Annotated in this window: 22 protein-coding genes and 6 pseudogenes; 18 read left to right on the top strand and 10 right to left on the bottom strand. The window is 61.2% G+C overall.

Features of this window, described 5'->3' with window-relative positions:
* Nucleotides 1-356: 356 nt before the first annotated feature.
* Nucleotides 357-515, bottom strand: coding sequence for a hypothetical protein (locus tag OMP38_RS20965; protein ID WP_158543922.1), 159 nt, complete (start codon nucleotides 513-515; stop codon nucleotides 357-359).
* 154 nt (nucleotides 516-669) lie between these two features.
* Between OMP38_RS20965 and OMP38_RS20970 the strand changes: the two genes are divergently transcribed.
* On the top strand, nucleotides 670-1,794 hold the full coding sequence (locus tag OMP38_RS20970; RefSeq protein ID WP_277566897.1) for an SGNH/GDSL hydrolase family protein: 1,125 nt from the start codon (nucleotides 670-672) through the stop codon (nucleotides 1,792-1,794).
* A 41-nt stretch (nucleotides 1,795-1,835) separates the two neighbouring features.
* On the opposite strand, the gene fabV is transcribed toward OMP38_RS20970, so the two are convergent.
* Complete coding sequence (gene fabV, locus OMP38_RS20975) at nucleotides 1,836-3,026, bottom strand: enoyl-ACP reductase FabV (protein ID WP_277566898.1); 1,191 nt, start codon at nucleotides 3,024-3,026, stop codon at nucleotides 1,836-1,838.
* Between the two features lie 228 nt (nucleotides 3,027-3,254).
* Between fabV and OMP38_RS20980 the strand changes: the two are divergent.
* The 4 genes and pseudogenes from OMP38_RS20980 to OMP38_RS20995 all read left to right on the top strand — a co-directional run bounded on the left by OMP38_RS20980 (nucleotide 3,255) and on the right by OMP38_RS20995 (nucleotide 6,689).
* Nucleotides 3,255-4,146 (top strand): annotated as a pseudogene (locus OMP38_RS20980) (ABC transporter ATP-binding protein).
* Between the two features lie 42 nt (nucleotides 4,147-4,188).
* Complete coding sequence (locus OMP38_RS20985) at nucleotides 4,189-4,941, top strand: ABC transporter permease (protein WP_277566899.1); 753 nt, start codon at nucleotides 4,189-4,191, stop codon at nucleotides 4,939-4,941.
* Between the two features lie 490 nt (nucleotides 4,942-5,431).
* Nucleotides 5,432-6,037: pseudogene (locus tag OMP38_RS20990) on the top strand (sensor histidine kinase); the annotation flags it as partial.
* A 78-nt stretch (nucleotides 6,038-6,115) separates the two neighbouring features.
* Nucleotides 6,116-6,689: pseudogene (locus tag OMP38_RS20995) on the top strand (response regulator).
* A gap of 92 nt (nucleotides 6,690-6,781) precedes the next feature.
* On the opposite strand, the gene OMP38_RS21000 reads toward OMP38_RS20995, so the two are convergent.
* Both OMP38_RS21000 and OMP38_RS21005 read right to left on the bottom strand, forming a co-directional pair.
* Nucleotides 6,782-6,877, bottom strand: coding sequence for a sporulation protein YjcZ (locus OMP38_RS21000; protein ID WP_090114685.1), 96 nt, complete (start codon nucleotides 6,875-6,877; stop codon nucleotides 6,782-6,784).
* Between the two features lie 38 nt (nucleotides 6,878-6,915).
* Nucleotides 6,916-7,158, bottom strand: a complete 243-nt coding sequence (locus OMP38_RS21005) for a polysaccharide deacetylase family protein (RefSeq protein WP_277566900.1) — start codon at nucleotides 7,156-7,158, stop codon at nucleotides 6,916-6,918.
* A 126-nt stretch (nucleotides 7,159-7,284) separates the two neighbouring features.
* On the opposite strand from OMP38_RS21005, the gene OMP38_RS21010 reads away from it, so the two are divergent.
* Genes OMP38_RS21010 through OMP38_RS21020 form a run of 3 tightly spaced genes read left to right on the top strand, consistent with a single transcriptional unit; the run spans nucleotide 7,285 to nucleotide 9,516 of the window.
* Entirely contained in the window at nucleotides 7,285-7,656 is a 372-nt protein-coding gene (locus OMP38_RS21010) for a hypothetical protein (protein WP_277566901.1), read from the top strand.
* 11 nt (nucleotides 7,657-7,667) lie between these two features.
* Complete coding sequence (locus OMP38_RS21015; RefSeq protein ID WP_277566902.1) at nucleotides 7,668-8,315, top strand: M48 family metalloprotease; 648 nt, start codon at nucleotides 7,668-7,670, stop codon at nucleotides 8,313-8,315.
* Complete coding sequence (locus OMP38_RS21020) at nucleotides 8,263-9,516, top strand: M48 family metalloprotease (RefSeq protein ID WP_277566903.1); 1,254 nt, start codon at nucleotides 8,263-8,265, stop codon at nucleotides 9,514-9,516. The genes OMP38_RS21015 and OMP38_RS21020 overlap by 53 nt, the downstream gene beginning before the upstream one ends.
* On the opposite strand, the gene OMP38_RS21025 is transcribed toward OMP38_RS21020, so the two are convergent.
* Nucleotides 9,513-10,445, bottom strand: a complete 933-nt coding sequence (locus OMP38_RS21025) for an MsnO8 family LLM class oxidoreductase (RefSeq protein WP_277566904.1) — start codon at nucleotides 10,443-10,445, stop codon at nucleotides 9,513-9,515. The genes OMP38_RS21020 and OMP38_RS21025 overlap by 4 nt on opposite strands.
* A 239-nt stretch (nucleotides 10,446-10,684) precedes the next feature.
* Between OMP38_RS21025 and OMP38_RS21030 the strand changes: the two genes are divergently transcribed.
* The 3 genes and pseudogenes from OMP38_RS21030 (at nucleotide 10,685) to OMP38_RS34880 (ending at nucleotide 14,289) form a co-directional block, all read left to right on the top strand.
* Nucleotides 10,685-12,991, top strand: coding sequence for a glycoside hydrolase family 95 protein (locus tag OMP38_RS21030; RefSeq protein WP_277566905.1), 2,307 nt, complete (start codon nucleotides 10,685-10,687; stop codon nucleotides 12,989-12,991).
* A gap of 202 nt (nucleotides 12,992-13,193) precedes the next feature.
* Nucleotides 13,194-13,790, top strand: a pseudogene (locus OMP38_RS34875) (aminotransferase class I/II-fold pyridoxal phosphate-dependent enzyme); the annotation flags it as partial.
* Between the two features lie 94 nt (nucleotides 13,791-13,884).
* Nucleotides 13,885-14,289 carry an aminotransferase class I/II-fold pyridoxal phosphate-dependent enzyme gene (locus tag OMP38_RS34880; protein WP_338130596.1) on the top strand — a complete coding sequence of 135 codons (405 nt, stop codon included), beginning with the start codon at nucleotides 13,885-13,887 and terminating at the stop codon, nucleotides 14,287-14,289.
* Here OMP38_RS34880 and OMP38_RS21045 read toward each other — a convergent pair.
* The 4 genes from OMP38_RS21045 to OMP38_RS21060 form a co-directional block, all read right to left on the bottom strand.
* Complete coding sequence (locus OMP38_RS21045; protein WP_277566908.1) at nucleotides 14,286-15,104, bottom strand: AraC family transcriptional regulator; 819 nt, start codon at nucleotides 15,102-15,104, stop codon at nucleotides 14,286-14,288. The genes OMP38_RS34880 and OMP38_RS21045 overlap by 4 nt on opposite strands.
* Before the next feature lie 152 nt (nucleotides 15,105-15,256).
* Complete coding sequence (locus OMP38_RS21050; protein ID WP_277566909.1) at nucleotides 15,257-16,123, bottom strand: 1,4-dihydroxy-6-naphtoate synthase; 867 nt, start codon at nucleotides 16,121-16,123, stop codon at nucleotides 15,257-15,259.
* On the bottom strand, nucleotides 16,123-16,815 hold the full coding sequence (locus OMP38_RS21055; RefSeq protein WP_277566910.1) for a futalosine hydrolase: 693 nt from the start codon (nucleotides 16,813-16,815) through the stop codon (nucleotides 16,123-16,125). The genes OMP38_RS21050 and OMP38_RS21055 overlap by 1 nt, the downstream gene beginning before the upstream one ends.
* Nucleotides 16,816-16,987: 172 nt before the next feature.
* A complete protein-coding gene (locus tag OMP38_RS21060) occupies nucleotides 16,988-17,725 on the bottom strand; it encodes a ThuA domain-containing protein (RefSeq protein ID WP_277566911.1) in 738 nt (245 codons plus the stop codon).
* Between the two features lie 156 nt (nucleotides 17,726-17,881).
* On the opposite strand from OMP38_RS21060, the pseudogene OMP38_RS21065 reads away from it, so the two are divergent.
* The 7 genes and pseudogenes from OMP38_RS21065 (at nucleotide 17,882) to OMP38_RS21095 (ending at nucleotide 25,064) form a co-directional block, all read left to right on the top strand.
* Nucleotides 17,882-18,782, top strand: a pseudogene (locus OMP38_RS21065) (helix-turn-helix domain-containing protein).
* Between the two features lie 470 nt (nucleotides 18,783-19,252).
* The gene (gene nrdI / locus OMP38_RS21070; RefSeq protein ID WP_090114711.1) at nucleotides 19,253-19,612 is read left to right on the top strand and encodes a class Ib ribonucleoside-diphosphate reductase assembly flavoprotein NrdI; all 360 of its coding nucleotides are present in this window, start codon (nucleotides 19,253-19,255) and stop codon (nucleotides 19,610-19,612) included.
* Entirely contained in the window at nucleotides 19,599-21,683 is a 2,085-nt protein-coding gene (nrdE, locus tag OMP38_RS21075; RefSeq protein ID WP_277566912.1) for a class 1b ribonucleoside-diphosphate reductase subunit alpha, read from the top strand. The genes nrdI and nrdE overlap by 14 nt, the downstream gene beginning before the upstream one ends.
* A 33-nt stretch (nucleotides 21,684-21,716) precedes the next feature.
* On the top strand, nucleotides 21,717-22,676 hold the full coding sequence (gene nrdF / locus OMP38_RS21080) for a class 1b ribonucleoside-diphosphate reductase subunit beta (RefSeq protein WP_277566913.1): 960 nt from the start codon (nucleotides 21,717-21,719) through the stop codon (nucleotides 22,674-22,676).
* A 352-nt stretch (nucleotides 22,677-23,028) separates the two neighbouring features.
* Nucleotides 23,029-23,653, top strand: a pseudogene (locus tag OMP38_RS21085) (hypothetical protein).
* 80 nt (nucleotides 23,654-23,733) lie between these two features.
* Nucleotides 23,734-24,129, top strand: coding sequence for a hypothetical protein (locus tag OMP38_RS21090; RefSeq protein WP_277566914.1), 396 nt, complete (start codon nucleotides 23,734-23,736; stop codon nucleotides 24,127-24,129).
* A gap of 209 nt (nucleotides 24,130-24,338) precedes the next feature.
* Nucleotides 24,339-25,064, top strand: coding sequence for an AraC family transcriptional regulator (locus OMP38_RS21095; RefSeq protein WP_277566915.1), 726 nt, complete (start codon nucleotides 24,339-24,341; stop codon nucleotides 25,062-25,064).
* Between the two features lie 70 nt (nucleotides 25,065-25,134).
* Here the strand turns inward: OMP38_RS21095 and OMP38_RS21100 are convergent, their stop codons facing one another.
* On the bottom strand, nucleotides 25,135-26,034 hold the full coding sequence (locus OMP38_RS21100) for an AraC family transcriptional regulator (protein ID WP_277566916.1): 900 nt from the start codon (nucleotides 26,032-26,034) through the stop codon (nucleotides 25,135-25,137).
* Between the last annotated feature and the right edge of the window lie 84 nt (nucleotides 26,035-26,118).

The raw sequence follows: 26,118 nt of genomic DNA on the forward strand, positions 1-26,118 counted from the left end.
CTAAAGCGCAGCAAAAGAGAACCACCTTCTTCGGAAGGTGGTTTTTTTGTTGGGCTGGTGTCGGCGGGAAGGGAGCAGCAGGCGGTATATGGCGCCGGACTGGAAAGGCGGAATTTCGCGAAAATACGTAGAGTAGAGCAAGTTTGCGGACTCGTGAGCCGTTAATTGCGACGAGGTCGTTCGAAATCACCCGCAAATGTGCGAATAACGTACCCTGGATCCGAGGAAGCGTAAAATTCGGCGGAATGAAAGGGTATAACGTAGGCGGTGTTCGCGAACGCCTCGTGTCATTGCCACACTACGAAAAGGCCGCCGGCGCATGCGCGCCGACGGCTTCTTCTAAGTAGTGTGAGTCGTTATAACGCGTTTCTGCGGCCGCGGGACAGAAGGACGAGACCGATGATCAAGACGATCAGGCCGATGCCGCCGAAGGACCAGACGAATTCGACCGCTGCCTTGGCCAACCAAAGTACGATGGCTACGATAACCGCTAGGATTCCGAGTACGAGTACCATTGTGATGACCTCCATATCGTAAGGGGATATCTTCTATTACCCAAATTCGAGAGATTAAACAAAATTGAAGTAAAAAACGCAATAATACCGGTTGCCATTAAGCGGAGTGCTGTTAAAATAACGTCTAGCAGGACACAAGAGAGGAAGCGGTCAAGTGGAGCGGGGAGCAGCAAGCAGTCAAGAAGTCGTTCGCGTTCGCGGAGCATTGACGAATACGAAGCGGAAACTGGCGGAAGGCGGGCTTACGGTCGGCTTTATCGGCGGATCGATCACGGACGGTCGAGGCGCACACAATTGGCCGGAGCCGGTCTCGCGTTGGTTGGTCGCCAATTGCCCTGACGCTAGAATTGCCGTGGAGAATGCTGGCATCGGAGCGACGGGGAGCGATCTGGCGTGCTTCCGCGCCAAGCGGGACCTGATCGATCGGGGGTGCGACCTCGTTTTCGTGGAGTTCGCGGTGAACGATAACGGGACAGCGACCGAACGCCGGCAAAAAACGCGCGAAGGCTTGCTCAGACAGCTGCTTGCGAGCGGAACGATCGATGTGGTGCTGGTTTATACCTATTGCCAGGACATGTACGGACCGATGTCGGAGGGGCGAATGCCGCCAAGCATCGAGGAGTTCGAGGCGCTGGCGGAGCATTATGCGCTGAGCTCGGTATGGATGGGGCTGCATGCGTTTAATGAGGTAAAGGCCGGGTTCCTTCGCTGGGAAGAATGGCTCCCGGACGGTCTTCATCCGACGGAGCGGGGCAGCTTCAGCTATGGCGAGAGCGTCATCGGCTATTTGCGATCGGCGCTTGCGCATACGAGTGAAGCGCCAGCGGGCGGAGTCGCCAACGCTATCTCCCGCTTGCCGGAGCCGTTGGACCCGGGGCATTGGCAGCAGGTCTCCTTCGTGCCGTTCGAGGAGATCCGAACGGAAGGTCCCTGGATGATCAAGCGCTGGGTGACGCTGGAATGGATCGACCGCGCGCTGTCGACGTCGGCGATCGAAGCCAAGCTCGCTTTTTCGTTCGAGGGGAGAGGGCTCGCTTTGGCGTTCGACTTCGGCAAGCTGTCGGCCGAATGCCGATATCGGATCGATGGCGGGGAATGGCAGGTATCGTCCAGGGAGCGCCCGGACTGGTGCGGACCGGCCGGATGGCTGAAGCTGGAGACGCTCGCCGATAGTCTGCCTAGCGGCAGACACGAGGTCGAGCTTGAGGTCGTGCACGGCAACAAGCCGGACTGCGGAGGCACGCGCTTCGATCTTGCCTTTGTCGGCGTCATCGTATAACGCAAAATAAAGGGAGCCCAACGCGGGGCTCCCTCTCTCGTCTAGCGCAAATTCGCGATGGCTACGTCAGGCTCGGCATCCGCGTCGTAATCGACGGCGCCAGTCTCGAAGCCGAACAACTGGAAAAATTCCTTGCGGTAGCCTTCCAGATCGGACAGCGCGTACACGTTCTCCGTCGAAAGCGCCGCCCACAGCTGCTCGACTTCGGCTTGAATCTCGGGACGCATCTCCCAGTCGTCGATGCGAATGCGGCCTTTCTCGTCTACAGCCGTCTCGCCGCCGCCGTACAGCCGCTCCGAGAACAGTCTGTACATTTGCTCGATGCAGCCTTCGTGAAGTCCTTTTTCCTTCATTACCTTATACAGCACGGAAATATAAAGCGGAACGACCGGAATGGCGGAGCTCGATTGGGTGACCAACGCCTTGTTCACCGAGACGAACGCGCGTCCGCCGGTCGCGGACAGCCGATCGTTCAGGCGAAGGCCGGTCGCCTCGAGATCTTCCTTGGCGCGTCCGATCGTGCCTTCGCGGTACACGGCATGCGTGATCTCAGGTCCGATATACGTGTACGCGACGGTCGTCGCATCCTCGGTCAGCACGCCCGCATCGCGAAGCGCGTCGATCCACATCTCCCAGTCTTCGCCGCCCATGACGGCGACCGTCTGGCGCACTTCGTCCTCGGTGGCGGGCTGGATCGAGGCAAGCGACACTTCGCCCGTGTGGAAGTTGACCGTCTTGTTCGTGTAGGTGCCGCCCAGCGGCTTGATGACGGAGGAAAACGTCTCGCCCGTCTTCGGATGCGTCCGCCGCGGCGATGCGACGCTGTAGACGACAAGATCGACCTGGCCCAGCTCTTCTCGGATGGTGGCGATCGTCTTGTCCTTGATCTCGTCGGAGAAGGCGTCGCCGACGATGCTGAACGACTTCAGCCCGGCTTCGGAAGCCGCTTCTTCGAAGGCGGCCGAGTTGTACCAGCCGGCCGAGGCCGTGCGGGCGCCTTCGGCGGCTTTGTCGAAGTAGACGCCAATCGTGTTCGCGCCGGCGCCGAAGGCGGCGACGATGCGGGACGCGAGGCCGTAGCCCGTCGACGCGCCGATGACGAGCGCATTGCGCGTGCCTTTGACGGCAGGCTTCCCTTTTACGTATTCCACTTGACGCTGAACCTGGATGGCGCAGCCGTCCGGATGCGCGGTCGTGCAGATAAAGCCGCGGGTTTTCGGTTGGATGATCATGGGTTCGCATTTTCCTTTGCCATATAGAATAGGAGGACGGGTCGAGCTGGTCCGACTTCCCTATTGTACCTAATTCGGACGGGGGGAAGGGAAGGCATGCGGGACAGAGAAACGATCGCGATTTTCATATGACAGTTGTCATGCCGGGAAGATTACGGTTGTGAATGCATGAACGTTTTTCCAAAAGATACACTGATTCTAGCGGTCAGACGAATGGAGGAAGATAGAATGAACCCAGTCATCGAGCTCGAACGGGTCAGCAAAGTATATAAAGGCAAACGCGCGGTAGACGGACTGTCGCTTACGGTATCCAAAGGCAGCGTGCTGGCTTTGCTCGGACCGAACGGCGCAGGCAAGACGACGACGGTCTCGATGATCCTCGGCTTGTTGCAGCCGACGGAAGGGAAGGTCAGGCTGCTCGGAGGCGACCCCCGGGAGGCTGGCGTGCGGAAAAGAATCGGAGCGATGCTGCAGGAAGTGAGCGTCATAGACAACTTGAAGGTATCCGAGACGATCGAGCTGTTCCGCGGCTTTTACGACAAGCCGCTTCCGCTCGCCGATCTGCTCCGGATCTCCGCGCTCGAAGCGGAGCGGGGGGAAGATGGCTTCGGCGCTATCGGGCGGGCAGCAGCGGCGCCTCGGCTTCGCCCTCGCGCTTGCCGGCGATCCCGAGGTGCTGTTCCTCGACGAGCCGACCGTCGGCATGGACGTCACCTCGCGCCAGCTGTTCTGGGACACGGTACGGAAGATGGCCGACCGCGGCAAGACGATCGTGCTGACGACGCATTACCTGGAGGAAGCGGACAGCATCGCGGACCGGATCGTCGTGGTAAGCGACGGCCGGATCGTCGCGGACGGTTCGCCGAGCGAGATTAAAGCCCGCACGACGGGGCGCGTCATCTCGTTTACGGCCGGCGAACGGACAAGCGACGAGGAGCTGCGGGCGATTCCGGGCGTAACGGAGCTAAGCCGAAGCGGCAGGCGCGTGAAGCTGATGAGCGAGGATACGGATCGGCTCATCGCCGAGCTGATCGGCAGGCGTACGGATATGCGCGATATCGAGATCGGCAGCGGCGGCCTGGAAGAAGCGTTCCAGGCGCTCGTAAGCAAGGCTGAATAAAGTGGGCCTCCCGTTTACAACATTATTGAAGGAGCTGTTCCTATGAATCAGACGGCGCGCGCCACCTGGGCGCAATGCAAATCGGAAATGCTGCGCACGGCCAGAAACAAGCGGTTCGTCATTTTCTCGGTCATAATGCCGATCGCCCTTTTCTTTATTTTCACCGGCACGATGAACGCGGACGCCACGGTCGACGGCACGGATTGGATCCCTTACTATTTAATGTCCATGACGGCGTACGGCGTCATCGGCGCGAGCCTCACCTCGTTCGCCCCCCGCATCGCCAAAGAACGGGCGCAAGGGTGGATTCGCCTGCTGCGAATTACGCCGCTGCCTTCGGGCTCCTATGTGCTGTCCAAGATCGTCGCTCAAGCGCTGATCAACCTGGTGATCATCGTGCTCGTCTTCGCGGTCGCAGGCCTATCCAAAGGCATCGATCTGTCCGCGGCGGTATGGGTGGAGAGCGGGCTGTGGATCTGGCTCGGCGGCTTCGCCTTCATGGCGCTCGCTACGCTCGTCGGCTCGATGCGCAACGCGGACGCGGTTCAGGTGCTGAGCATGATTCTATATCTGGGCATGTCCGTCATGGGAGGCTTGTGGGTGCCTACCGCTACGTTTCCGCAGGTCATGCAAAATATCGCGAAATGGCTCCCGACTTACCGGGTCGGTCAGGGCGCGTGGAATTTGGTAGGGGGCGGGCATCCCGATTGGGCCGGCTTCGGAATATTGGCTGCCTATGCGCTCGTTTTCGTGATAATATCGTCCTATATCATGAAAAAGCAGGAAGCGGTGTAGCATGAAGCAACGGAGCGGGCAGGCGCGAAACGGGCCGCCCCTTTATTTTTCCCTTATCTGGCTCGTGTATCTGGCATTTCCGCTCGAGACGATCCTGCAAATGCCGATCGCGCAAATGCTGCCCAGCCTGCTGCTGCTCAGCTTGTTCGTCGGCACTTATCTGTTCAGCTTCAGGGCGCCGCGCTTCCGATTTACGGCTGCGCTGCTGCTGCTCGCGATGGTCGGCGTCTTCTGTTGGACGTTCGGGGAAAACTTCGTTTTCCTCACCTTTTATCCGTCGCCGATCGTCGGAACGCTCAAAGAAAAGTGGAAACGAATCGCGGGCATAGGCGCCATGCTGGCGCTGCTTGGAACGGTCGCGGCTTATTACGGCTTGTACGAAAACGAGAACGATATCTTTCAATATTTGCCCGCGATGCTGATCATGCTGACGGTGCCGCTCGGCATGCAGCTGACCAGGCGCTCGAACGAGCTGAAAAACAAACTATCCATGGCTAACGACGAGATCGCCCGCCTCTCCAAAAGCGAGGAACGCCAGCGTATCTCGCGCGATCTTCACGATACGCTCGGGCATACGCTGTCCCTCATCACGCTGAAGAGCGAGCTGGCCGAGCGGCTGATCGCCAAAAATCCGGAACGCGCCGCGATCGAGATCCGGGACGTACAGACGACGAGCCGGGCGGCCCTGAAGCAGCTGCGTGAGCTGGTATCCGGCATGAACGCGGCCACGACGCGGGAGGAGACCGTGCATGCATCGCAGCTGCTGCAGGCTGCCGGCATCCGTCTGCAGGCGAGAGGCGAGGATCATCTTGCAGGTCTGCCTCCGCTGGTCGACAACATTATGGCCATGTGCCTGCGGGAGGCGGTGACGAATGCGGTCAAGCACAGCGGAGCTTCGTCGTGCCGGATCGAATGGGCCAAGCATGACGCACGGATCGTGATGACGGTGAGCGACGACGGCCGCGGCTGCGCGTCCGATCGCGGCGCCGACACGACAGGCGGCTCCGGACTGAGAGGGATGCGGGAGCGTCTGCGGCTGATCGAGGGAGAGCTTGAATGGCGTTCGCAAGCGGGTGCGGGAACGCAGCTCGTCATTAAGCTGCCGCTCGTGGAAAAAACGGGAGTTGAGGAGGCGACGGGGGGCGTGAGAGTGATCGTTGCGGAGGATCAAGGCATGCTGCGGGGCGCGTTGAGCGCGCTGCTCGATCTCGAGGACGACATCGAGGTCGTCGGACAAGCGGCGGACGGCGAGCAGGCGCTTCGGATGATCGAAACGCTCGATCCCGATCTGTGCGTGATGGATATTGAAATGCCGAAGCTCACCGGGCTTGACGTCGCGGAACGGCTAAAGGAAGCGAAGCATGGCTGCAAGGTCGTCATCCTGACGACGTTTTCGCGATCGGGCTACTTTCAGCGCGCGATGCGGGCCGGCGTCAAAGGCTTCCTGCTGAAGGACTCGCCGATCGACGAGCTCGGCGCCGCGCTGCGCTCGGTCCACGGCGGCGGGCGCGCCGTCAGTCCGGAGCTGGCCATGCAGCTGTGGGAAGGCGAAAATCCGCTCACCGAAAGAGAGCGGGAGGTGCTGAAGCTGGCCGGAGCGGGGGCTGGGCGCGGGCGAGATCGCGTCCCGGCTGTACCTGTCGCACGGCACGGTGCGCAATTATCTGTCCGAAGCGATTCAGAAGCTGGACGCCAAAAACCGAATCGAAGCGACGCTGATCGCGGAGCGCAACGGCTGGCTGGGCTAGCCGGCCGTGCCGCATGCGTCGCTGAAAATGCACAAACGGCCTCGAAGGGCGACAGGCGCCCTTCAAGGCCGTTTTTCCGTTTGCCGGATCGATTAGAAGAAGCCGACCCGCAGAATGATGACGAGCAATACGAACATAACGAGCGCGAACGCTGCACCGCTGCCTCCGCCTTCAACCGGATATCCCATCGCTATCACCACCGTGTCCGAGGTTAATTGCTCATTGCTCAGACAGTGTATGTGGATCGCGGAGATCGGCTTATGCTATAGCCTAGACGGATCGATTTCACGCCTCTGGCGGCCGTTTCTTTTTTTGACGCCCTCACCCGCCGCCAGCCGAAGAAGGCCAGTGCGATGCCGGTGAAGACAAGGACGACGCCGACGTAGGGGTTCAGGAAGAGGAGGTCGGCGATGCCGAAAATGACGATTAAAACGCCGAAAATGACGAATTGAAGCGGGTGGGTCTGCATGCGACGGAACCTCCGGGTATCTGGCGATTAAATGACGATGATACGATCATATTGCGAACGGGTGCGTTTTGCAATTGTGGCGGCCAGCTTTTATGATGAAGAAAAAGACCGGTAAGGAGAGTCGACATGTCCACCGTCTCGCGGCTTCGAAGGTACGGCTTGTGGTTGGCAGGCTGCGCGGCGATCGTGCTGTTGTACGTATGGTATACGTCGCCCATTACGGTACCGGACGCTTACAAGGGGACGGCAGCCGATCCGTCGCTCTTCTATTCAGCGGATCAGCTTCGCGAGAGCGCGACGCTGAACGCGATCCGGAACGCCATCTTTTTCTTCAGCTGGCCTTGGCAGTGGGCAATCTATTTGTATCTGCTGACCGGCGGTTGGTCGCGCGCCTGGAAGGAGCGGATCGGACAAAGCACGCTGCCGGCGATCGTGCGCCTGCCTTTTTTACGTTTTTCTCGTGTATGCGGCGTCTACCTTGCTTTATTTGCCGCTTAAGATTGCGAGCTATGCGGTGTCGCGCAGCTACGGCATTTCGACGCAGACGGCGGGGGGCTGGCTGGAGGACCGGGGGGCTCGACTTCATTATCGGTTACGTCACGCTGGTGGCCGTATACGCCACAGCCAGATGGATCATGTCCCGCGGCGGGCGATGGTGGCTTCGGCTTTGGCTCATCTCGGTGCCGTTTACGCTGTTCATGATGTACGTCCAGCCTGTCGTCATCGATCCGCTCTACGTCAAGTTCGAGGAACTGTCCGATCCCGTCCTCGAGTCCGCGATCTTGGACTTGGCGGCCAAGGCCGATATCCCGGCGGATCGGGTGTACGAAGCGCATATGTCCGGCAAAACGAACGCAATCAACGCCTATGTATCCGGAATAGGGGGCTCGCTGCGCATCGTGCTGTGGGATACGGCGCTCGCCAGGCTGGATCGGCCCGAGATTATGCAGATGATGGCGCACGAGATGGGACACTACGTCAAGCATCACCTGGAATGGAGCGCGGTCGGCGCAATCGGCAGCTCATTCGCGTTGCTCTGGATCGGCGGCGGAATCTACGGCATCGTCGTGCGGACGAAAGGCAGGGGAGTGGGGAATCCTCCGGGTGTCCGACCTCAATGCACTGCCGCTCATTTTGCTGCTGCTGTCCGTTTTTAACTTCGTCGCGCTGCCCGTCTCGAACGCGGTATCCAGACATGCCGAGGCAGCCGCAGACCGGTACGCGCTCGAGATGCTCGGCACGGCCGACGGCGCCGTGACGATGCACCAAAAGCTCGCTGTGGCCGCGCTGAGCGACGTGAATCCGCCGCTGCTCGTCCAATGGCTGCGGTCGACCCATCCGAGCGATATGGCGCGGATCGTGCAGGCCGAACGGTATGCCGCGGCTCACGGGGGAGAATGCGCCGTGACGGGGGCGAAGGAAACGCACGGGTTCCCGATTTCGGGCGATGCGGGCGCCGGTCCCGTGTTGAGACTATATTTGCTTAACGGCGTGCGCAGCGCTCCGCATTTTCTCGACCGATTGAAGGAAACGCTGTGCGAACGCCTGACGGCGCTTGGATGCGAAGTGCAGGGCCGGGTGCTGTTTCCTTACGACGATTGGCACAGACGGTTGCTGCCGCAAATTCGGGAGGCGCGCCATGATATTATGCTGCCTTATCGCAGGTACGAGCGTTCCGTCGGCGGGAGACGCGTGTTGGCCGAGCTGGAAAGCGACTGCGCCGAGAATGCTTTTCCCCGAGCGCAGCGCAACGCGGTAGAGGATCGTATCGGGCGTGCGAAAGTGATGGAATCGAAGGAAGCGATTGTAGCGATGGAATCGAAGCCGCTGGTACGACGAAAGGGGCTCGCGCTCTTCATCGGCCATAGCGCGGGCGGCGTCGCGGCCGTTCACGCGGCGGGGCTGCTGCTCGCGCGCGAAGGCGGGATGCCGTGCCCAGTCGTCATGATCGGGTCGCCGAAGTGCAGAATCCCCGGGCCGCTGCGGGACGCGGTGCTCTACGTGCAGGCGGAACGGAAGCGGGAAGCGCGCGGCGCGGCACGCGATGCGGAACGCAGGCTGAAGACGGCGGCATGGGAGCAGCCGAGCGCGCTGGCTGCAGGCAAAGCGGCGGACCTGATCTGCCGAATCGGATCGTTCGGCGGCTGGGGCAAGGATGCGGGCAGACTGCTGCCGGGCTGGCAAGACGATCGTCATGCGCCCGGCGCTCGCGCCGCCGTCCAAATCGCCGGCGGACACGCGGATTATTTTCGCGACCGCCCGCCTTATATCGCGGACGACGGCAGGACCAACATGGACGAGACGCTCGCGGCAGTATGGCCTTGGCTGACGGCGCGGCTGGCCGAACGGCTGCGCTAGCCGCCGCAGGCTTCCATGATGAGCGCGTACGAGCGAACCCTGTCGGCGAAATCGTGACCGTACGAAACGATCATGAGCTCGTCCGCCCCGAACGTCTCGCGCAGTTCGGACAGTCGTCCGCGAACTTGCTCGGGTGCGCCGACGATCATGGCGTGTTCGGAGCCGGGCTCGCTTGACCCTGCCGGCCGAGACTCGCCGAGCAGGCGATCAGCTTCGTCCGGGCCGGGAATGCCGGCTTCGCCGCGGCCTTGACTGGCCAGCAAGCGCCAAGCCCGCACCCCGCGGGCGATCGCTTCGGCCCGTTCCTGCGTATCGGCGCATACGGCCGACACGGCCAGGACGACATAGGGGCGCTCGCCGCGCGACCGGTCGAAGCCGCCGCGATAGGCGGCGATCGCTTCGCGCGCGTTTTCGCGGTTCATAAAATAGCCGTAAGCATAGCCCGTGCCGTACGCGGCGGCCAGGCTCGCGCTTTTGACGCTCGTGCCGAGCACCCATGGCGCGGGACCTTCGCCGGAGCCGCTCGTCAGCGGGGTTGCCGAACACGCATTCGCGCCAATCTTTTCCCCGAGCTCCGGATTTTGCGATCCGGGCTTTTCGCCGTTCAGGTAGCGGACGAGCGCTGCGAAGTCGTCCGGCATCCGGAGCGCGCGCTCCAGGTAATTGTCGGACAGCGCCATGGAAATCTCCGCAGGACCGCCGGGCGACCGGGCGACGCCGAGGTCGATCCTTCCCGGGAACAAAGAAGCGAGAAGCCGGAACGTCTCCGCGACCTTGTACGGCTTGTAGTAAGGCAGCAAAATCGCGCCGGCGCCGAGCCGAATGCGCGTGGTCATGGCGCCGATCATGCCCAGCATGACTTCGGGCGTCGAGCAAGCGAGCCCCCCCGAGTCCGTGATGCTCGGCCAGCCAGTAGCGCGAATAGCCAAGGCGCTCGCCCGCCTGCGCGAGCGCCGCCGCGGATCGCAGCGCATCGCCCGGGCTTTGGCCGGCGACGACGGGCGCCTGGTCCAATATGCTTAACTTCATGCAGAACCCTCCGATCTATCCTCCTAGTATACCGCAGCGCCTGTAAATAGGCGTTCACATTCCGAATCCCTTCTGATAGCATGGAAGTATTCGTCCGGCGGATGCCGGAACAGCTTGCACCCAGAAAGAGGGAGAACGAATGTCACGCATGAAAATAGACGGGTCGCGCACGCTTTGGTACGAGCGTCCTGCCCTGGATTGGAACGAAGCGCTTCCCGTCGGTAACGGACGCATCGGCGCGATGGTGTTCGGGGATCCGCGGCGCGAGCGGATGATGCTGAACGAAGACACGCTCTGGTCGGGCGAGCCGGCGGATACGAACAATCACGGCGCGTTGCCCCATCTGGCGCGCTGCCGGGAGCTGATCGCCGAAGGGAAGTATTGGGAAGCGCAGCAGCTCGCCGAAGCGAATATGCTCAGCGTCGATACGGAAGCCTATCAGCCGCTGGGCACCCTGCTCGTCGACGTGGAGGCGCTCCGCCCCGAAGCGCCTTCGGGATACGTCCGGCAGCTGGATCTCTCGCGCGCGTTGCACACCGTCTCCTACGAGGAGGACGGCGTCGTCTTTACGCGGGAAGCGTTCGTGTCTGCGGCCGAGCAGGCGCTGGCCGTGAGATTGACGGCGAACAGGGCCGGCGCGCTGAGCTTCACGGCTTCGCTTGAGAGTCCGCATCCTGCGGAGACGTCGGCATGGGATGGGGCCTTGGTCATGAGCGGCCGCGCGCCCGTATCCATCGATCCGGCGGTAATCTATGCGCCGGGTCGGGGGGCCGCGTTCGCCGCGGCCCTGCGCGCGGTGGATACGGACGGCCGGATAGAGACGCTCGAGGACGGCCGGGTGCGCGTCTCCGGCGCGTCGCGGGCAACGCTGCTGCTGACGGCGGCCACGAGCTTCGCCGGGTACGACAGCGATCCCGCCGGGGGACCGGATCCTGTCCCGCGCTGCATGCAGGACCTCGCGGACGCCTCGCTGGCGCCGTACGATACGCTGATCGAACGGCATACGGATTCGTACCGCGCCTTCTTTGACCGCACCGACCTGCGGCTTGCTGCCGGAGGCGAGGAGGGGCTGGCGGCGCTGCCGACCGACGAGCGGCTGGCGCGCGTAGGACAAGGAGGCGCCGATACGGGGCTGGCTGAGCTGTACTTTCATTACGCCAAGTATTTGCTCATCTCCAGCTCGCGTCCCGGCACGCAGGCAGCCAATCTTCAAGGCATCTGGAATCATCATCTGACGCCGCCGTGGCGCAGCAATTATACGATCAACATCAACACGCAAATGAACTATTGGCCGGCCGAGGCGCTCGATCTCCACGAATTGGCCGAGCCGCTGTACGATTTGATCGGCGAGCTTAGCGTCAAGGGCAAGGAGACGGCGCGAATCCATTACGGCGCCCGGGGCTGGACGTCTCATCACAACACGGACATCTGGCGCAGGGCAAATCCCGTGACCGGCTCCGCCAGCTGGTCGTTCTGGCCGATGAGCGCCGCCTGGCTGTGCAGGCATCTGTGGGAGCGATACCTGTACGGCGGCGACCGCGCCGAGCTGGCAGAGCGGTTCTACCCGATCATGAGGGAGGCGGCGCGCTTCGCGCTCGACTGGCTCGTGCCGGACGGCTCCGGACGGCTCGTCACCTCGCCCGCGTCGACGCCGGAAAATTTGTTCCTCGACGAGCAGGGACGAAAATGCTCCCTTTCCGCGGGTACGACGATGGATCTCTCCATTCTGTCCGAGCTGCTGCGGAGCGTGATCGACGCCGGCATCGAGCTCGGCCTGGACGAAGCGTGGAGGCCCGAGCTGCAGGACGCGCTTGACCGAATCGAACCGTTCCGGATCGGCAACAAGGGCCAGCTGCTCGAATGGTCGGAGGAATTCGAGGAGGAGTCTCCCGGCCATCGGCACTTTTCCCATCTGTACGGCATGTACCCCGCCGAGCAGATCGACCTCGTTCGCACGCCGGAGCTGGCCGCGGCCGTACGTCGCAGCCTTGAGCTTCGCCTCGCGGCCGGCAGCGGACATACGGGCTGGAGCTGCGCTTGGCTCGTCAATATGTGGGCGAGGCTGGGCAACGGCGACGAGGCGCACCGCTACGTCGCGCAGTTGCTCGCGAAGTCCACGTATCCGAACCTGCTGGACGCGCATCCGCCTTTTCAGATCGACGGCAATTTCGGCGGCGCGGCAGGAATCGCCGAGATGCTGATGCAGAGCCATGCGGGCGAGCTTCGGATTTTGCCTGCGCTGCCCGCGGCTTGGCCGGAAGGCAGCGTGCGCGGACTGCGCGCCCGGGGCGGTTACCGCGTCGATATCGATTGGCGCGGCGGCGATTGGACCGAGATCCGCATCGCGGCCGAGCGTGACGGATACTGCGCGGTGCGGCTCGCGGGGGAGCGAAGCGGTCGCGATCGAAGACGGGGACGGCCGGGCGGTGCCGTTTGGGACGGATGACGGCCGCTTGACGTTCCTCGCGGTCGCAGGTCAAGCGTTCAAGCTGAACAAGGCCGCCCTTGGGCGTTAAGATGGACAGGAGAGGATCGAAATGAACCGATTTGACAAAAAGGTGGAGCTTCGGCTCCCGGACTCCTTGAAATGGTCGGGCGTAGATCGCCTGTTCAAGGGTGAAGATCTGCTGCCGCTGTGGGTCGCTGACATGGACTTCGAGGCGCCGGCGCCCGTGTTGGAGGCGATCCGCCGCCGGGTCGACGCGGGGCTGCTCACCTATACCGAGCTGCCCTCGTCGCTGTTCGAGGCGGTAGCCGGCTGGCTGGACCGGAGATTCCATTGGAAGGTCGATACGAGCGACCTGCTGTTCGCGCCGGGCGTCGTCACGCTGCTGAAGGCAGCCGTTCGCGCTTTCACGCAGCCGGGAGATCGCGTGATCGTTCAGCCGCCGGTCTACGGGCCTTTCGGCGAGGCGGTGACCGGCCAAGGGCGGGAGCTGGCGCTGAATCCGCTGAAGGTCGAACAAGGAAAATACACGATGGATTTTGAAGATCTGGAGGCCAAGCTGCGGCTCACGGGGGCGAAGCTGCTGCTGCTGTGCAGTCCGCACAATCCGACCGGGCGCGTATGGGAAAAGGCGGAGCTGAACCGGCTCGCGGCGCTCTGCAGCGCCTACGGCGTGACGGTCGCTTCCGACGAGATCCATTCGGACCTGATCTTGACGGGGGTTCATACGCCGATCGCGTCGCTGCCGGGCATGGCGGAGCGTACCGTTACGTTTATCGCGCCGAGCAAGACGTTTAATCTGGCGGGATTGCATACGTCGTTCGCCGTGGCGACCGACGAGACGTTAAGAAAAGGGCTCGATCAAGCGCTTGGCCACCGGGGGGCCGAACCCGTTGTCGATCGCGGGGGCGGAGGCGGCTTACCGGGAAGGAGAAGAATGGCTGGAGGCTTGCCTGACGTATTTGCGCGGCAATGCGTCTTTCGCGGCCGCTTATTTGGCCGAGCGGCTGCCGGAGGCGATCGTCTACGTGCCCGAAGCGACTTACCTGCTGTGGGTCGACCTGCGCCCGTTCGGTTTAAGCCAAACCGAGCTCGGCGACCTTCTGGTCAAGGAAGCGCGCGTCGCCGTGAGCGGCGGCGGCGCCTTCGTGAGCGAGGGAGAAGGACGCGTCCGCATTAACCTGGCGACCCGTCGCGAGATTTTGGAGGAGGGGCTGAGCCGGATCGCCCAAGCGCTCGGCAGCGTCCGATCGTCCGGCGGAGCCAAGGGCGGCGATACGGAAGCAGGCGAAGGCTAGAGCTCTTCGCCGTTCCAGCTGGCCCTGCGGATCTCCGACGGGGTGCGTCCGGTTATCTGCTTGAGCGTACGCGAAAAATGATGGGGCGTCTTGAACCCGCACTGCCGCGCGATCTCCGCGGCGGGCAGCCCCGTATGCTCGAGCAGCTCCACCGCACGCTCGGACCGGTATCGCCACACGTAATGGATCGGCGTCTCTTGCTCGTACTTGTTGAATAATCGCACCAGATGCTCGGGCGTCACGCCGGCTTCCCAAGCCAGATCGCTCAGCTTGATCTCCCTGCCGTAATGCGAGCGGATCCAGGCCAGCGCCCGTTCCACGGCTGGCGAGGCAGGCGAAGCGTCGATTCCTTCCGCAGTCATGCCGTCCGCGTCGGGCTGAAGCCGGAGCACGGCCGCGCCCAGGCTTCGCATGATCGCGCCGTCGCTCGGCAGCTCGTTCTGCACGGTCAAGATGAGCTCGACGAGCTTGTTCATTTCCGGCGATACGGGCCATACGCCGGGAGGCTCGGCGGCTTCTTCGCCGTGGAGCGAGCGCTTGTCGATCTGAACGGCGACCCAATTGTGCCGCGTTACGTCGTTGCCGGTTATATCAAAGGACTCTACGTGTCCCGGTTTCAACAGTATGGCTTGTCCGGCTTTGACCTGCCGGGGCGCGCCGTCGATGGTGACGCGCATCTCGCCCGCGTCCAGCAGCAAAAGCTCAAAATCGCGCTGCCTGCGCGGCCCGAACCGGCCTCCCGACGCATAAGTGGCCGATCCGGCAACCGCCGATTTGACCGCCTCGAAGGGAACTTGAGACCTGCTTGACGCCACTCGCATAACCTCCATTTGCTGCGATGCGCAGCCTTCTTCGCTGTTTAGTACATACACGCCAGACGGCCATGTGAATCGCCGTCGCGCGCAAAAAAACGGCCGCGCCGTCCGATAGGGACGGCGCGGCCGTTTTGGCGCGGGTTAGTCGGAGATTAGCGAACGTTCATGCCGCTCCGCAGACGAAGCGACGCGACGCGCGCTTCTGGCACGAGTCCTTCCGCGGCAGCGCGGCCGAGGAGCGCGTCGACGGCGGCGAAGCCGTCCTCGCCCAGATCGCGGGTGAAGCCGTTCACGTACAGGTCGATATGCGACTTGGCCACCTCCGGCGACAGCTCCTGCGCGTGCGACATGACATATTCGCGGGAAGCCTCGGGATTATCCCAGGCATAGTCGACGGAAGCGCGGATCCAGCCGGCCACCGCCTCCAGATCGAGCGAGCGCTTCGCGACGATGGCGCCGAGCGGAATCGGCAGGCCGGTATCCTGTTCCCACCAGCTGCCCAGATCCTGCAGCATCGCGAGGCCGTACTGCTTGTAAGTGAAGCGGGCTTCGTGGATGACGAGGCCGGCGTCGATCTCGCCGCGCTGCACGGCGGGCATGATCTGATGAAAAGGCATGACGATGATCCGTCCGACGCCGCCCGGGACGTTCTGCGCTGCCCAGAGCCTGAACAGCAAGTAAGCGGTCGAGCGTTCGCTCGGCACGGCCACCGTCTTGCCCGAGAGCAAGGCGGGGTCGGACTGTCCGGCCGTCGGCCCCCCGGCGGTGAGCACGAGCGGTCCGCAGCCGCGGCCGAGCGCGCCGCCGCAAGGCAGGAGCGCATAGTCCGGATGCGTCCATGGCAGGGCCGCGTAGGAGATCTTCATGACCTCCGGGCCGTCCGTGCCTTCGGACAGGCCGTTGGTGATATCGATATCGGCATACGTCACGTCCAGGCGGGGCGCGCCAGGTATCAGGCTTGCCGACCAGGCATGGAATATGAACGTATCGTTAGGACAAGGGGAATACGCGATTTTCATTAAAGCTCAACCTCCTTCAAAATGGCGAACGCGGCGGACAGCGCCGATAGCGCGTCGCCGATCCGCCAAGCGTCGCGATCCCGCGGACCGACCGCGTTCGAGATCGCGCGCAATTCGATAAACGGCTTGTCCGCATCGGACGCGGCGACGGCCACGCCGTAGCCCTCCATGCCCTCCGCCACCGCGCCGGGCACGCGCGCCGCGCGCAGCGCCGCGGTGGCGGCCGTGCCCGTGGCCGTCGAAGCGGTCACGATCGGACCGGCGGCCGCGACCAGCCCGGCCCTGTTCAGCGCCTGCAGCAGCGCTTCTGCGAGCGAAGCGTCCGCCGCGATGCCCGAAGCGCCGAAGCCGAGCTCGTCGACCGAGGCGAAGCCGTCCGCCGTCTCAACGCCGAGGTCGGCGGCGACCGAGGCGGTGCCGATCGCGAGCGTGCCCACGGGGGCTAGCTCGGGATACCCTCCGGCAATGCCGGCGCTGACGACGAGCGTCCACGCCTCGCCGCCTGCGAGCGCGGCGGCCGTGCGTGCGGCCGCGCTCGCGGGCCCGACGCCGCACAGGCGCACGTCGAAGCGGCCGTCGCCGTCCAAGCCGCGGAGCACCGCGTCCCGTTCCGCTTCAACCGCGGTCATCACGAGGACGCGGGCTTCGGAAGGGAGTCCCGTCTTACCGGGGCTTCCCGTTAATTCCGTCATTCATTTCATCTCCATTTCGTCCCATATCGTTCATGTCCCGTCACGGAGGCATCGTTCTATTTTACCGCAGTTGCCAGCGGCAGTGAAGGGACGGACGGGACAGTCCGGCCAGGCGAAAAAAACAGCCCCGCCGGCGAGGACCGGCGGGACTGTCTAAACGCGTATTGACGGATCAGGACTTCGGCTTGATCGCTTCGAGCGGCTTATGGTTGCCGTACTTCGGATATTCGCGCGTCGAAGGCGCTGCCCACTTGGCGGCATTGCTAAGGACGCGGCGAACCTGCTCGTTGTAGTAGGTCGGATACGTCTCGTGCCCGGGGCGGAAATAAAAGATCTTGCCCTGGCCGCGATGGAACGTGCAGCCGCTGCGGAACACTTCGCCGCCTTCGAACCAGCTCACCATGACCAACTCGTCCGGCGCCGGGATGTCGAAGTGCTCGCCGTACATTTCCTCCGCTTCGATGTCGATGTATTCGCCGATGCCTTCGGCGATCGGATGGTTCGGCGCCACGACCCAGATGCGTTCCTTCTCGTCGGCTTCGCGCCATTTAAGGTCACAGGACGTGCCCATCAGCTTCTTGAAGATCTTGGAGAAGTGACCCGAGTGAAGAACGATGAGTCCCATGCCGCGAAGAACCCGGGCGTGAACGCGATCGACGATCTCGTCCCTGACGTCGCCGTGCGCCATATGGCCCCACCAGAACAGCACGTCCGTCTCGCTGAGCACTTGCTCGGACAATCCGTGCTCCTCGTCGTCGTCGAGCGTCGCGTAGCGAACCTCGAATTCGTCCGTGCCGAGTCCTTGCCCGATCGCTGCATGAATGCCTTCGGGATACACCTCGCGTACTTTTTCGTGCGTTTTTTCGTGGCGGTGTTCGTTCCATACGGTGACTCTAATGCGCTGTGCCATTTAGCTGCAGCCTCCCGATCGTCGTTTTATTGTTTATGCTTTCTTGTTATCAGTATAGACAATCGGTGCTTGCCGGAATATGTCTGATCTTAATTCATTTGTATTCAAAAGTGTTATACTGCTTAATGAAGCTACTAAAGAGGTGAACGATCGAGTATGCCCAACGCCATCGATACGCACGTCGACGCGGTGAACGAAAAAGTCGTATACCAGAATCCGCTGCTGTTCCTCAAAGTATGGGAGCTCGAAGGCTTCGAGCGGGTTCGCAGGGCGACCGACGCCTGGCATTGGCATTATCATAAAGAAGTGGAGTTTCTGGCGATCTTCGAGGGCGGTCTCGAGGTCCAGACGATGACTTCGTTGACGACGCTCGGTCCGGGAGACGTCATGGTCATCGGCTCGTCCCGTCCGCACCGGACGTGGAGCCTGAACGGCAAGCCTACGCGTTATCTCGTTTTCCAGGTGGATCTCGTGCGGCATTTCGACCAGAGCATCCTGCCTTATCTGCATCATTTCTCGGAGCTGACCAGTCCGCTCGAGGATCTGAACTACATATTTGAAGCGAGTCCTACCGCGAGAAACGAGGCCCATGCGCTGATCACGGAGATTTACGACGAGACGTACAGAGGGAGAGCCGGCTACGAGATCGCCGTCAGCGCCTCGATCAAGCGCTTGCTGCTGCTGCTGCTCCGGGGCGACGACCGCGGCGTGCTGCGAGGCACCGAAGAAGCCGGCATCGCGCGGATGAGGCCGGTGCTGGATTACGTGGAGGGCCGTCTCGGGGAGAAGATCGCGGTGGACGACGTGCGCCGCTTGCTGGGCATGAGCTACCACCACTTCATCAAGACGTTCAAGCGGACCATGGGCATCCCGTTCGTCGACTATGTCAATTACAACCGGATCAAAAAAGGCGGAACGCCTGCTGCTCACGACCGACTTGAGCATCATGGAGGTCAGCTTCGAGGTGGGTATCTGGAACATGGCGCAGTTCTACAAATTGTTCAAGCGGCACAATCAGCATTCGCCCAAAGAGTTCAGGCAGCGGATGCGCAATTGACGGCGAAAATCCGAAAACAATCCCTTGACAAATCGGACGGGATGTTACCCTATATGTAGTAGGAGCGGGCCGACGCCAGCAATTGTCTGCCCGCCGTTTTTTTGCGGATCGACTGCAATCGACCTGAGCCCTTGCGTGGCGCGGGTTTTGCGAATTCCTGCCTGCATCTCATAAATTTTAGGCCGCTCCATGGATTGACAGCCACAATATATTGATATAAATTTATAAATGTCCTCAACATATCGGTTTAAACTCCGCGGCTCTTGGTTAAGAGACGGTAGCGGAAAATGACGATAGGTTGACCCGGCAAGCCAATGCCGGCGGTGCAAACAACAGGATATTCGGCGGGTTTTCGACAGCTGCATTGCAGCATAAGCGAAAGCTTTTTCGTGATGCCCGAACAACGGATTTCTGCGCGCCAATTCTTCAAATATATTACATATTTTGAATTTTTCAGGAGGTATTGCGCCATGCTGATCGCATACGCATCGAAGACGGGGAACGTACGGAGGTTCATTAACAAGCTGAATCTGCCGGCGGTGCCGATCGACGGGACCGAGACGTTGGACGAGCCGTTCGTCCTCGTGACCTACACGACCGGATTCGGGCAGGTGCCGGACAGCGTGGCGTCCTTCCTGGAACGCAACGCGAGCAAGATGATCGGCGTATCGGCCAGCGGCAACCGCAATTGGGGAGACGGCTTCGCGAAAAGCGCGGACACGATCTCCGAGCGGTACGGGGTGCCGGTACTTTATAAGTTCGAACTGTCGGGCACGCAGCGCGACGTCGATAATTTCAAGCGGGAGGTGAGCGCAGTTGCGGCATATTGAATTGAACAACCTGCTGATGCAGCGCGACGCTGACGGATTCTTTCAATTGGACAAGGACCTGGAGGCCGTCGATGCGTTTATGGAAGAAGTGAAGCAGCGCAGCCTGTCATTCACGGGGCATCTGTCCAAGGTTCATTATATGATCGAGAACGACTACTACGAGGACGTATTCGCGAAGTACAAGGAGCATGAGGTCGAAGAGGTGTACCGGATCGCGCATGGCTACGACTTCAAATTCCCTTCCTATATGGCGGCTTCCAAGTTCTACACCGACTACGCGGTGAAAAGCAACGACCGCAGCATCTACCTGGAGCACTACCCGGACCGCGTCGCGATCGTCGCGCTGCACCTGGGACGCGGCGACGTCAATGCGGCCCACCTGCTGGCGCAGGCCATGATGGAACAGCGCGTGCAGCCGGCGACCCCGACCTTCCTGAACGCGGGCAAGAGCCGCCGCGGCGAGATGGTGTCCTGCTTCCTGCTTGAGATGGACGACGCGCTTAATTCGATCAACCACGTGCTCGGCACTTGCATGCAGCTGTCCAAGATCGGCGGCGGCGTCGCCGTCAACCTGTCCAAGCTGCGCGGGCGCGGCGAGAGCATCAAGGGCGTCGAAGGCGCCGCGAAGGGCATCATGCCCGTGCTCAAGCTGATGGAGGACGCCTTCTCCTATGCCGACCAGATGGGGCAACGCAAGGGCTCGGGCGCCGGCTACTACAATATTTTCGGCTGGGACGTCATGGAGTTCCTCGACAGCAAGAAGATCAACGCCGACGAGAAGACGCGCCTGAAGACGCTGTCGATCGGCCTGATCGTGCCGTCGAAGTTCTACAAGCTGGCCGAAGAAAATAAGCCGCTGCACGTATTCGCGCCTTATACGGTATTCAAGGCATACGGCACGCACCTCGACGATATGGACCTCGACGAGATGTATGACACGCTGCTCGCCGACGACCGGGTGAAGAAGAAGGCGATCATGACCGCCCGCGACATGCTCGTGAAGATCGCGACGACGCAGCTCGAGTCCGGTTACCCGTACATCATGAACCGCTCCAACGCGAACAAGAACCACGCGCTGAAGGATATCGGCGCGATCAAGATGTCGAACCTGTGCACGGAGATCTTCCAGCTTCAGGAGACGAGCGAGATCGGCGACTACGGGCAGCCCGACGTCATCCGCCGCGATATCAGCTGCAACCTGGCTTCGCTGAACATCGCGAACGTCATGGAGCACAAGAAAATCAAGGAATCCGTCCACGAGGGCGTCATGGCCCTGACCGCCGTGAGCGACATGACGACCGTCGCCAACGCGCCGGGCGTCGCCAAAGCGAACCGCGAACTGCACTCCATCGGCCTCGGCGCGATGAACCTGCACGGCTATCTCGCGAAGAACAAGATCGCTTACGAGAGCGAAGAAGCGAAGGATTTCGCCCGCACGTTTTTCATGAGCATCAACTTCCACTCGATCGAAAAGAGCATGGATATCGCGCGCAAATCGGGCATCACGTTCGACGGCTTCGAAAAATCCGAATACGCGAAGGGCACGTACTTCGATCGCTATATGGACACCGACTACACCCCGCGCACGGACAAGGTCAAGGAACTGTTCGCCGGCATCGCGATTCCGACGCAGCAGGACTGGGCGCAGCTGAAGGCCGACGTCATGAAGCATGGCCTATACCATGCGTACCGCCTGGCGATCGCGCCGACGCAGAGCATCTCGTACGTGCAAAACGCGACTTCCAGCGTCATGCCGATCGTCGAGCAGATCGAGACGCGCACTTACGCGAATTCGACGACGTACTACCCGATGCCGTTCATGCGCCAGGATAACTTCTTCTACTACAAGTCGGCCTATCAGATGGACCAGTTCAAGGTGCTCGACCTGATCGCCGAGATTCAGGCCCACGTGGACCAGGGCATCTCCACCGTGCTGCACGTCAACAGCAACGTGACGACGCGGGAGCTGGCACGCTATTACATTTACGCAGACAAGCTGGGACTCAAGTCCCTCTACTATACGCGGACGAATCGTCTGACCGTAGAAGAATGCATCGCCTGCGCCGTCTAAGACGGCGCGGTCGTACCGAAGGAGATCATAAATATGGCAACGCATAAGGCGGTCAACTGGAACCGGCCCGACGACGATTTCTCCGCGATGTTCTGGAATCAGAACATCATGCAATTCTGGACGGACGAGGAGATCCCGCTGTCCGACGACAAGATGTCGTGGATGGAGCTGAACGACGACGAGCGCGATCTGTACATGAAAGTGCTGGGCGGCCTCACGCTGCTCGATACCGTGCAGGGCGGCGTCGGCATGCCGAAGATCCTGGAGCACGTCGAAGGCCTGCAGCGCAAGGCCGTGCTCGGCTTCATGGCGATGATGGAGCAGATCCACGCCAAGTCCTACTCCAGCATCTTCACGACGCTGGCGACGACGGAGGAGATCGACCAAGTATTCGCTTGGGTCGAGCGCAATCCGCATCTGCAGACGAAAGCGGAGACGATCGCGCAATACTACAACAACATCAACACGCCGAAGGATCTGTACCTGGCGATGGGCGCCTCGGTGCTACTCGAGAGCTACCTGTTCTACAGCGGCTTTTTCTACCCGCTTTATCTGGCCGGACAAGGCAAGATGACGAGCAGTGGCGAGATCATCGACCTGATCCTGCGCGACGAGAGCATCCACGGCGTCTATGTCGGGCTGCTGGCCCAAGAGATCTACGCGAAGCTGGACGAAGACGAGCAGACGGCCGCCTACGAGACGCTGAAGGGTCTGCTCCGTTATTTGCACGACAACGAGGAGCGGTACACCGAGAGCCTGTACGGCACGCTTGGCCTGACGGGCGAAGTGAAAGCCTTCCTCCGTTACAACGCGAACAAAGCGATGATGAATATGGGCCTCGAGCCGCTTTTCGATGACGAGGACATTAACCCGATCGTCCAGAACGGCATCAGCACGCGGACCAAGCAGCACGATTTCTTCTCCAAAAAGGGCAACGGCTACGTACGTACGACGAACGTGCAGCAGCTCCGCGACGAGGACTTCGTATTCTAAATCGATAACCGATCATTTCTGGACAACCCTTTATAGATGCAGTAGAGCATTGCCCCGCAGCCGGATTGCCGGATGCGGGGTCTTTTTATTGAATGCCGATTACGCCGGACGATGCCGAGCGATGCGCTAAGTGTCTTCGGACCACAGATTCACGGATTATGGGTCCGCTGTTCGTACTTGCCGTTCGAAATTCCAGCCCGCGCCTGTGCTACCGGATAGGAAATTTCCTCCAGAGTCCAGTTTGTTCCAAGACCAAAGTCTGTCCCGCAAACCGCACCTGCGCCAGATTCCGGAGCTTTCGCGCTTTGATAAGCTAAAGCCATAGAGAATAAGTGGCGGGAAGCGGGCGAATATGAACGACGGGAAGCGCAAGGACGATCGGGAGAAAAGCATTTATATTTTATTGACCGATACGGGGACGTTGTTCACCTCGATGATCAAACGGTTCACGGCTGCGCCCTACAATCATGCTTCGCTCGTTTTCGGCGCTGACTTAAGCGAGGTTTACAGCTTCGGAAGGAAAAAGCCGACCAATCCCTTCGCGGGCGGATTCGTCGAGGAGGATGTATATTCAGGTACCTACAGCCACTTTCCGAATACGCAATGCGCGCTTCTGCGCCTGCGGGTTACGCAGCGGCAATACGAGGAAGCGCGTCGCGTCGTCGGCCGTTTCAAGCTGCAGCGGGACGAATACCGCTACAATCTCGTCGGCCTGCTCGGCGTGCTGTTGGACCGCGAAATGGGCTCCGACAAGGCTTATTTTTGCTCTCAGTTCGTGGCGGAGGCGCTTCGGGGGAGCGGGGCTGCGACTGTGGGATCGTCCGTCGTCGCTCGTGACGCCCGACCATTTTAGAGTGCATGCCGGGTTGGAAACGGTGTACGAAGGTCGGCTGTACGATTACCCGCTGCTCGATCGCGTACGGCTTGGAACGGGCTGCGAAGGCGCAGAGCCTTCTATGGAGTGGGCCGTGTCGTAAATTGAAGGAAGCGAATGGTTCCTGACGAGCTCCGCCGTCGATGGTATAATGAAGGGAACGCTGCCGAGGAGGGAATCCCGATGGATCAGGAGCTGTTGAACGCGCTAAGACAGGTATTCAGAGAAGAGCTTCGGCATGAATTGCGCAGCGAGCTTGAGCGGGAGCTTGGCCCGATCAAGGCGCAGATTGCGGAGCTGGGGCCGATCAAAGAGCAACTGGCGGAGCTGGGTCCGATCAAAGAGCAACTGGCGGAGCTGGGTCCGATCCAGGAACGTCTGCAGGCGATCGGCGATCAGCTGGACCGCATGGAGCGGTCACAGGCGGAAGACGTCGTCGCCATGCTTGGACATCTCAATAACAAGCTCGAAATCATCCAGCACGACGTGGAGTTCGTGGCGAAGGAGCAGGGGGCGATTCGTCTCGAGATCGACCGCTCGAAACGATATTATACGCCGATCGTTCACGAGAAGCCGTGAGCGACAGCTATATTAATATAGGCGAATCTTTCCTTAACCCCGTCGCTCGTCCGCCTTGCGGACGCTAAGGCGGGTTTTATTTAGTTTGACAATGAGAATCATTATCAATAAAATAAAGCTAAACGAATAACCAAGTTGCCGTAAAATACGAGTTTATCGAGACGATTGGGACAGAGCCGGCGGACGGCTACGCGAAGGAGGGAGCAGCCATGCAGGCTGACGGGTGGAAGGATCTCGATCATCTGTGGTTCAAGCTCAGAAAAGCGAAGCGAATCGCGAAGAGCAATGCGCAAGCCGGCATTTCCGTTTCGCAAGGCAGGGGGTCCTATACGCTGCTTGCGGTGACGGAAGGGCGCGGCGTATTGTTGACCGACGGTCAAGCGTTCGGCGTCGAAGAAGGGACGATTTATGTCGCGGAGCCTGGCGCATCGATGACCCTGTTGCCTGATGGCGAAGCGACGACAGAGTTTTACCTGTTTTCCTTCGACGTCATGCGGGATCGAAGCCGGGAAATGGCCGACGATTCGCCGGCGGAGCTTCAGCCGATGCCCCAAGCGGGCAAGCCCCTGCGTATCCCGCCTGTATCGCTCTCTGCGATGAGCCGCGCCGCATACGGGAGTATGACGGGCCAGAGCGGACTTGAGCGCTTTCGCGGCCAGTTCGTGTTCCAGGAGCTGCTCCATCGCGTGTTTAACGAGTGGATGGCCGAGCCCAGCGACGAGCTCAATATCGCGCTGGAGCATCTGCGTACTTATATCGAGCAGCACTACTATGAACCTTTGTCGGTCAAACGGCTCGCGGGACTGTCCAAGATCAGCCCGAGGCACCTGGTGCAAATGTTCAAGAATAAATACAAGGTCGAGCCGATGGAATACGTCCGCACGCTAAGGGTGCAGCGGAGGAAGGCGAAAGCGATGACGGCAGGCCAGGCTTGAGATCCGGAGCGTGAGCATATCCGAAGCTTGGATCCCCGAAGCGCCGGAAAGCGAGAGCCGCCGGCAACGATCAGCCGGGATGGGCGAATCCGCCGATGTCTAGAGGCGGATTCGTAGTCCCGGCTTGCTTGCGATATTGCCCGGGCGCGCAGCCGACGACGCGCTTGAACAGCGCCGCGAAGTGGGACATGTCCTGATAGCCTACGGCGGCGGCGACGGCCGCGAGCTTCCAGTCGGTGTCGCGCAGAATGCGGCAGGCTTCGCGCATGCGCAGCGACTGCTGATAGGCCAGCGGCGTCATGCCGGTATATCGGACGAACAGCCGCTGGAATTGCCGTTCGCCGATGCCGGCTGCCGCAGCCAGCGCGGATGTCGAGAGCGGCGTCGCATAAGCCGCATGGAGGAGGCGAAGCGCCTCCTCGAGCCCGGTTGGAGCGGCGGCGGCGGCCGGAGCGCGCTCTTCGCCAAGGCGAAGCAGCAGGATCAATAGATCGAGCAGGAGTACGTGCAAGGCGGCTACGCGTGCGGAGCGCCGGGTCCGGTGTTCGAGATGCATTCGCCCGAAAAGCCGCTCGCATTCCCCGTCCGCGTCGCGGAAGTAGCGAATGTCCGGCTGCTCGAGCAACGCCGTCAAAGGGGCGCCTCCGGGCATGCCGCGGAGCAGCTCGCCGAACCGTTCCGTATGAACGAGGCAATTGCGCACGACCAGCGGATGGGATCGGGAAGGCGAGACGGGCCTGAACACATGAGAGACGCCGACGGGGATGAGAACGACGTCCCCTTGTTGTACGGCGACGGGCGGCTGGTCGGTATGGTGAACGCCGCTGCCCTCGGATACGTAGCTGATCTCGAGAAAGTCGTGGCGGTGCTCGTGCAAGTCGTAGCTTTCGACCGCGCGATTGATGGAGATCGGCAGGTCGTCCTCAAAATACTTTTCCCCGTACAAGATGCGAATGTCCCGTCCAACCATGCGTGCCGCCTCCCCTTTGAGCGAATGTCGGATTTCCCCTGATCGAATGTCGGGATCGCCGCGATTCAATCGCTGTTTTTCATT

It is taken from the genome of Cohnella ginsengisoli (genome assembly GCF_029525555.1).
GTDB classification, from domain to species: Bacteria; Bacillota; Bacilli; order Paenibacillales; family Paenibacillaceae; genus Cohnella; species Cohnella ginsengisoli.

Bases quoted from the DNA above. Each gene is read 5' to 3' on its own strand.
- OMP38_RS20965 (WP_158543922.1), bottom strand. From the start codon at position 515: ATGGTACTCGTACTCGGAATCCTAGCGGTTATCGTAGCCATCGTACTT.
- fabV (WP_277566898.1), bottom strand. From the start codon at position 3,026: ATGATCATCCAACCGAAAACCCGCGGCTTTATCTGCACGACCGCGCAT.
- OMP38_RS20985 (WP_277566899.1), top strand. From the start codon at position 4,189: ATGAATCAGACGGCGCGCGCCACCTGGGCGCAATGCAAATCGGAAATG.
- OMP38_RS21000 (WP_090114685.1), bottom strand. From the start codon at position 6,877: ATGGGATATCCGGTTGAAGGCGGAGGCAGCGGTGCAGCGTTCGCGCTC.
- OMP38_RS21005 (WP_277566900.1), bottom strand. From the start codon at position 7,158: ATGCAGACCCACCCGCTTCAATTCGTCATTTTCGGCGTTTTAATCGTC.
- OMP38_RS21010 (WP_277566901.1), top strand. From the start codon at position 7,285: ATGTCCACCGTCTCGCGGCTTCGAAGGTACGGCTTGTGGTTGGCAGGC.
- OMP38_RS21015 (WP_277566902.1), top strand. From the start codon at position 7,668: ATGCGGTGTCGCGCAGCTACGGCATTTCGACGCAGACGGCGGGGGGCT.
- OMP38_RS21030 (WP_277566905.1), top strand. From the start codon at position 10,685: ATGTCACGCATGAAAATAGACGGGTCGCGCACGCTTTGGTACGAGCGT.
- OMP38_RS21050 (WP_277566909.1), bottom strand. From the start codon at position 16,123: ATGAAAATCGCGTATTCCCCTTGTCCTAACGATACGTTCATATTCCAT.
- OMP38_RS21055 (WP_277566910.1), bottom strand. From the start codon at position 16,815: ATGACGGAATTAACGGGAAGCCCCGGTAAGACGGGACTCCCTTCCGAA.
- OMP38_RS21060 (WP_277566911.1), bottom strand. From the start codon at position 17,725: ATGGCACAGCGCATTAGAGTCACCGTATGGAACGAACACCGCCACGAA.
- nrdI (WP_090114711.1), top strand. From the start codon at position 19,253: ATGCTGATCGCATACGCATCGAAGACGGGGAACGTACGGAGGTTCATT.
- nrdF (WP_277566913.1), top strand. From the start codon at position 21,717: ATGGCAACGCATAAGGCGGTCAACTGGAACCGGCCCGACGACGATTTC.
- OMP38_RS21090 (WP_277566914.1), top strand. From the start codon at position 23,734: ATGGATCAGGAGCTGTTGAACGCGCTAAGACAGGTATTCAGAGAAGAG.
- OMP38_RS21095 (WP_277566915.1), top strand. From the start codon at position 24,339: ATGCAGGCTGACGGGTGGAAGGATCTCGATCATCTGTGGTTCAAGCTC.
- OMP38_RS21100 (WP_277566916.1), bottom strand. From the start codon at position 26,034: ATGGTTGGACGGGACATTCGCATCTTGTACGGGGAAAAGTATTTTGAG.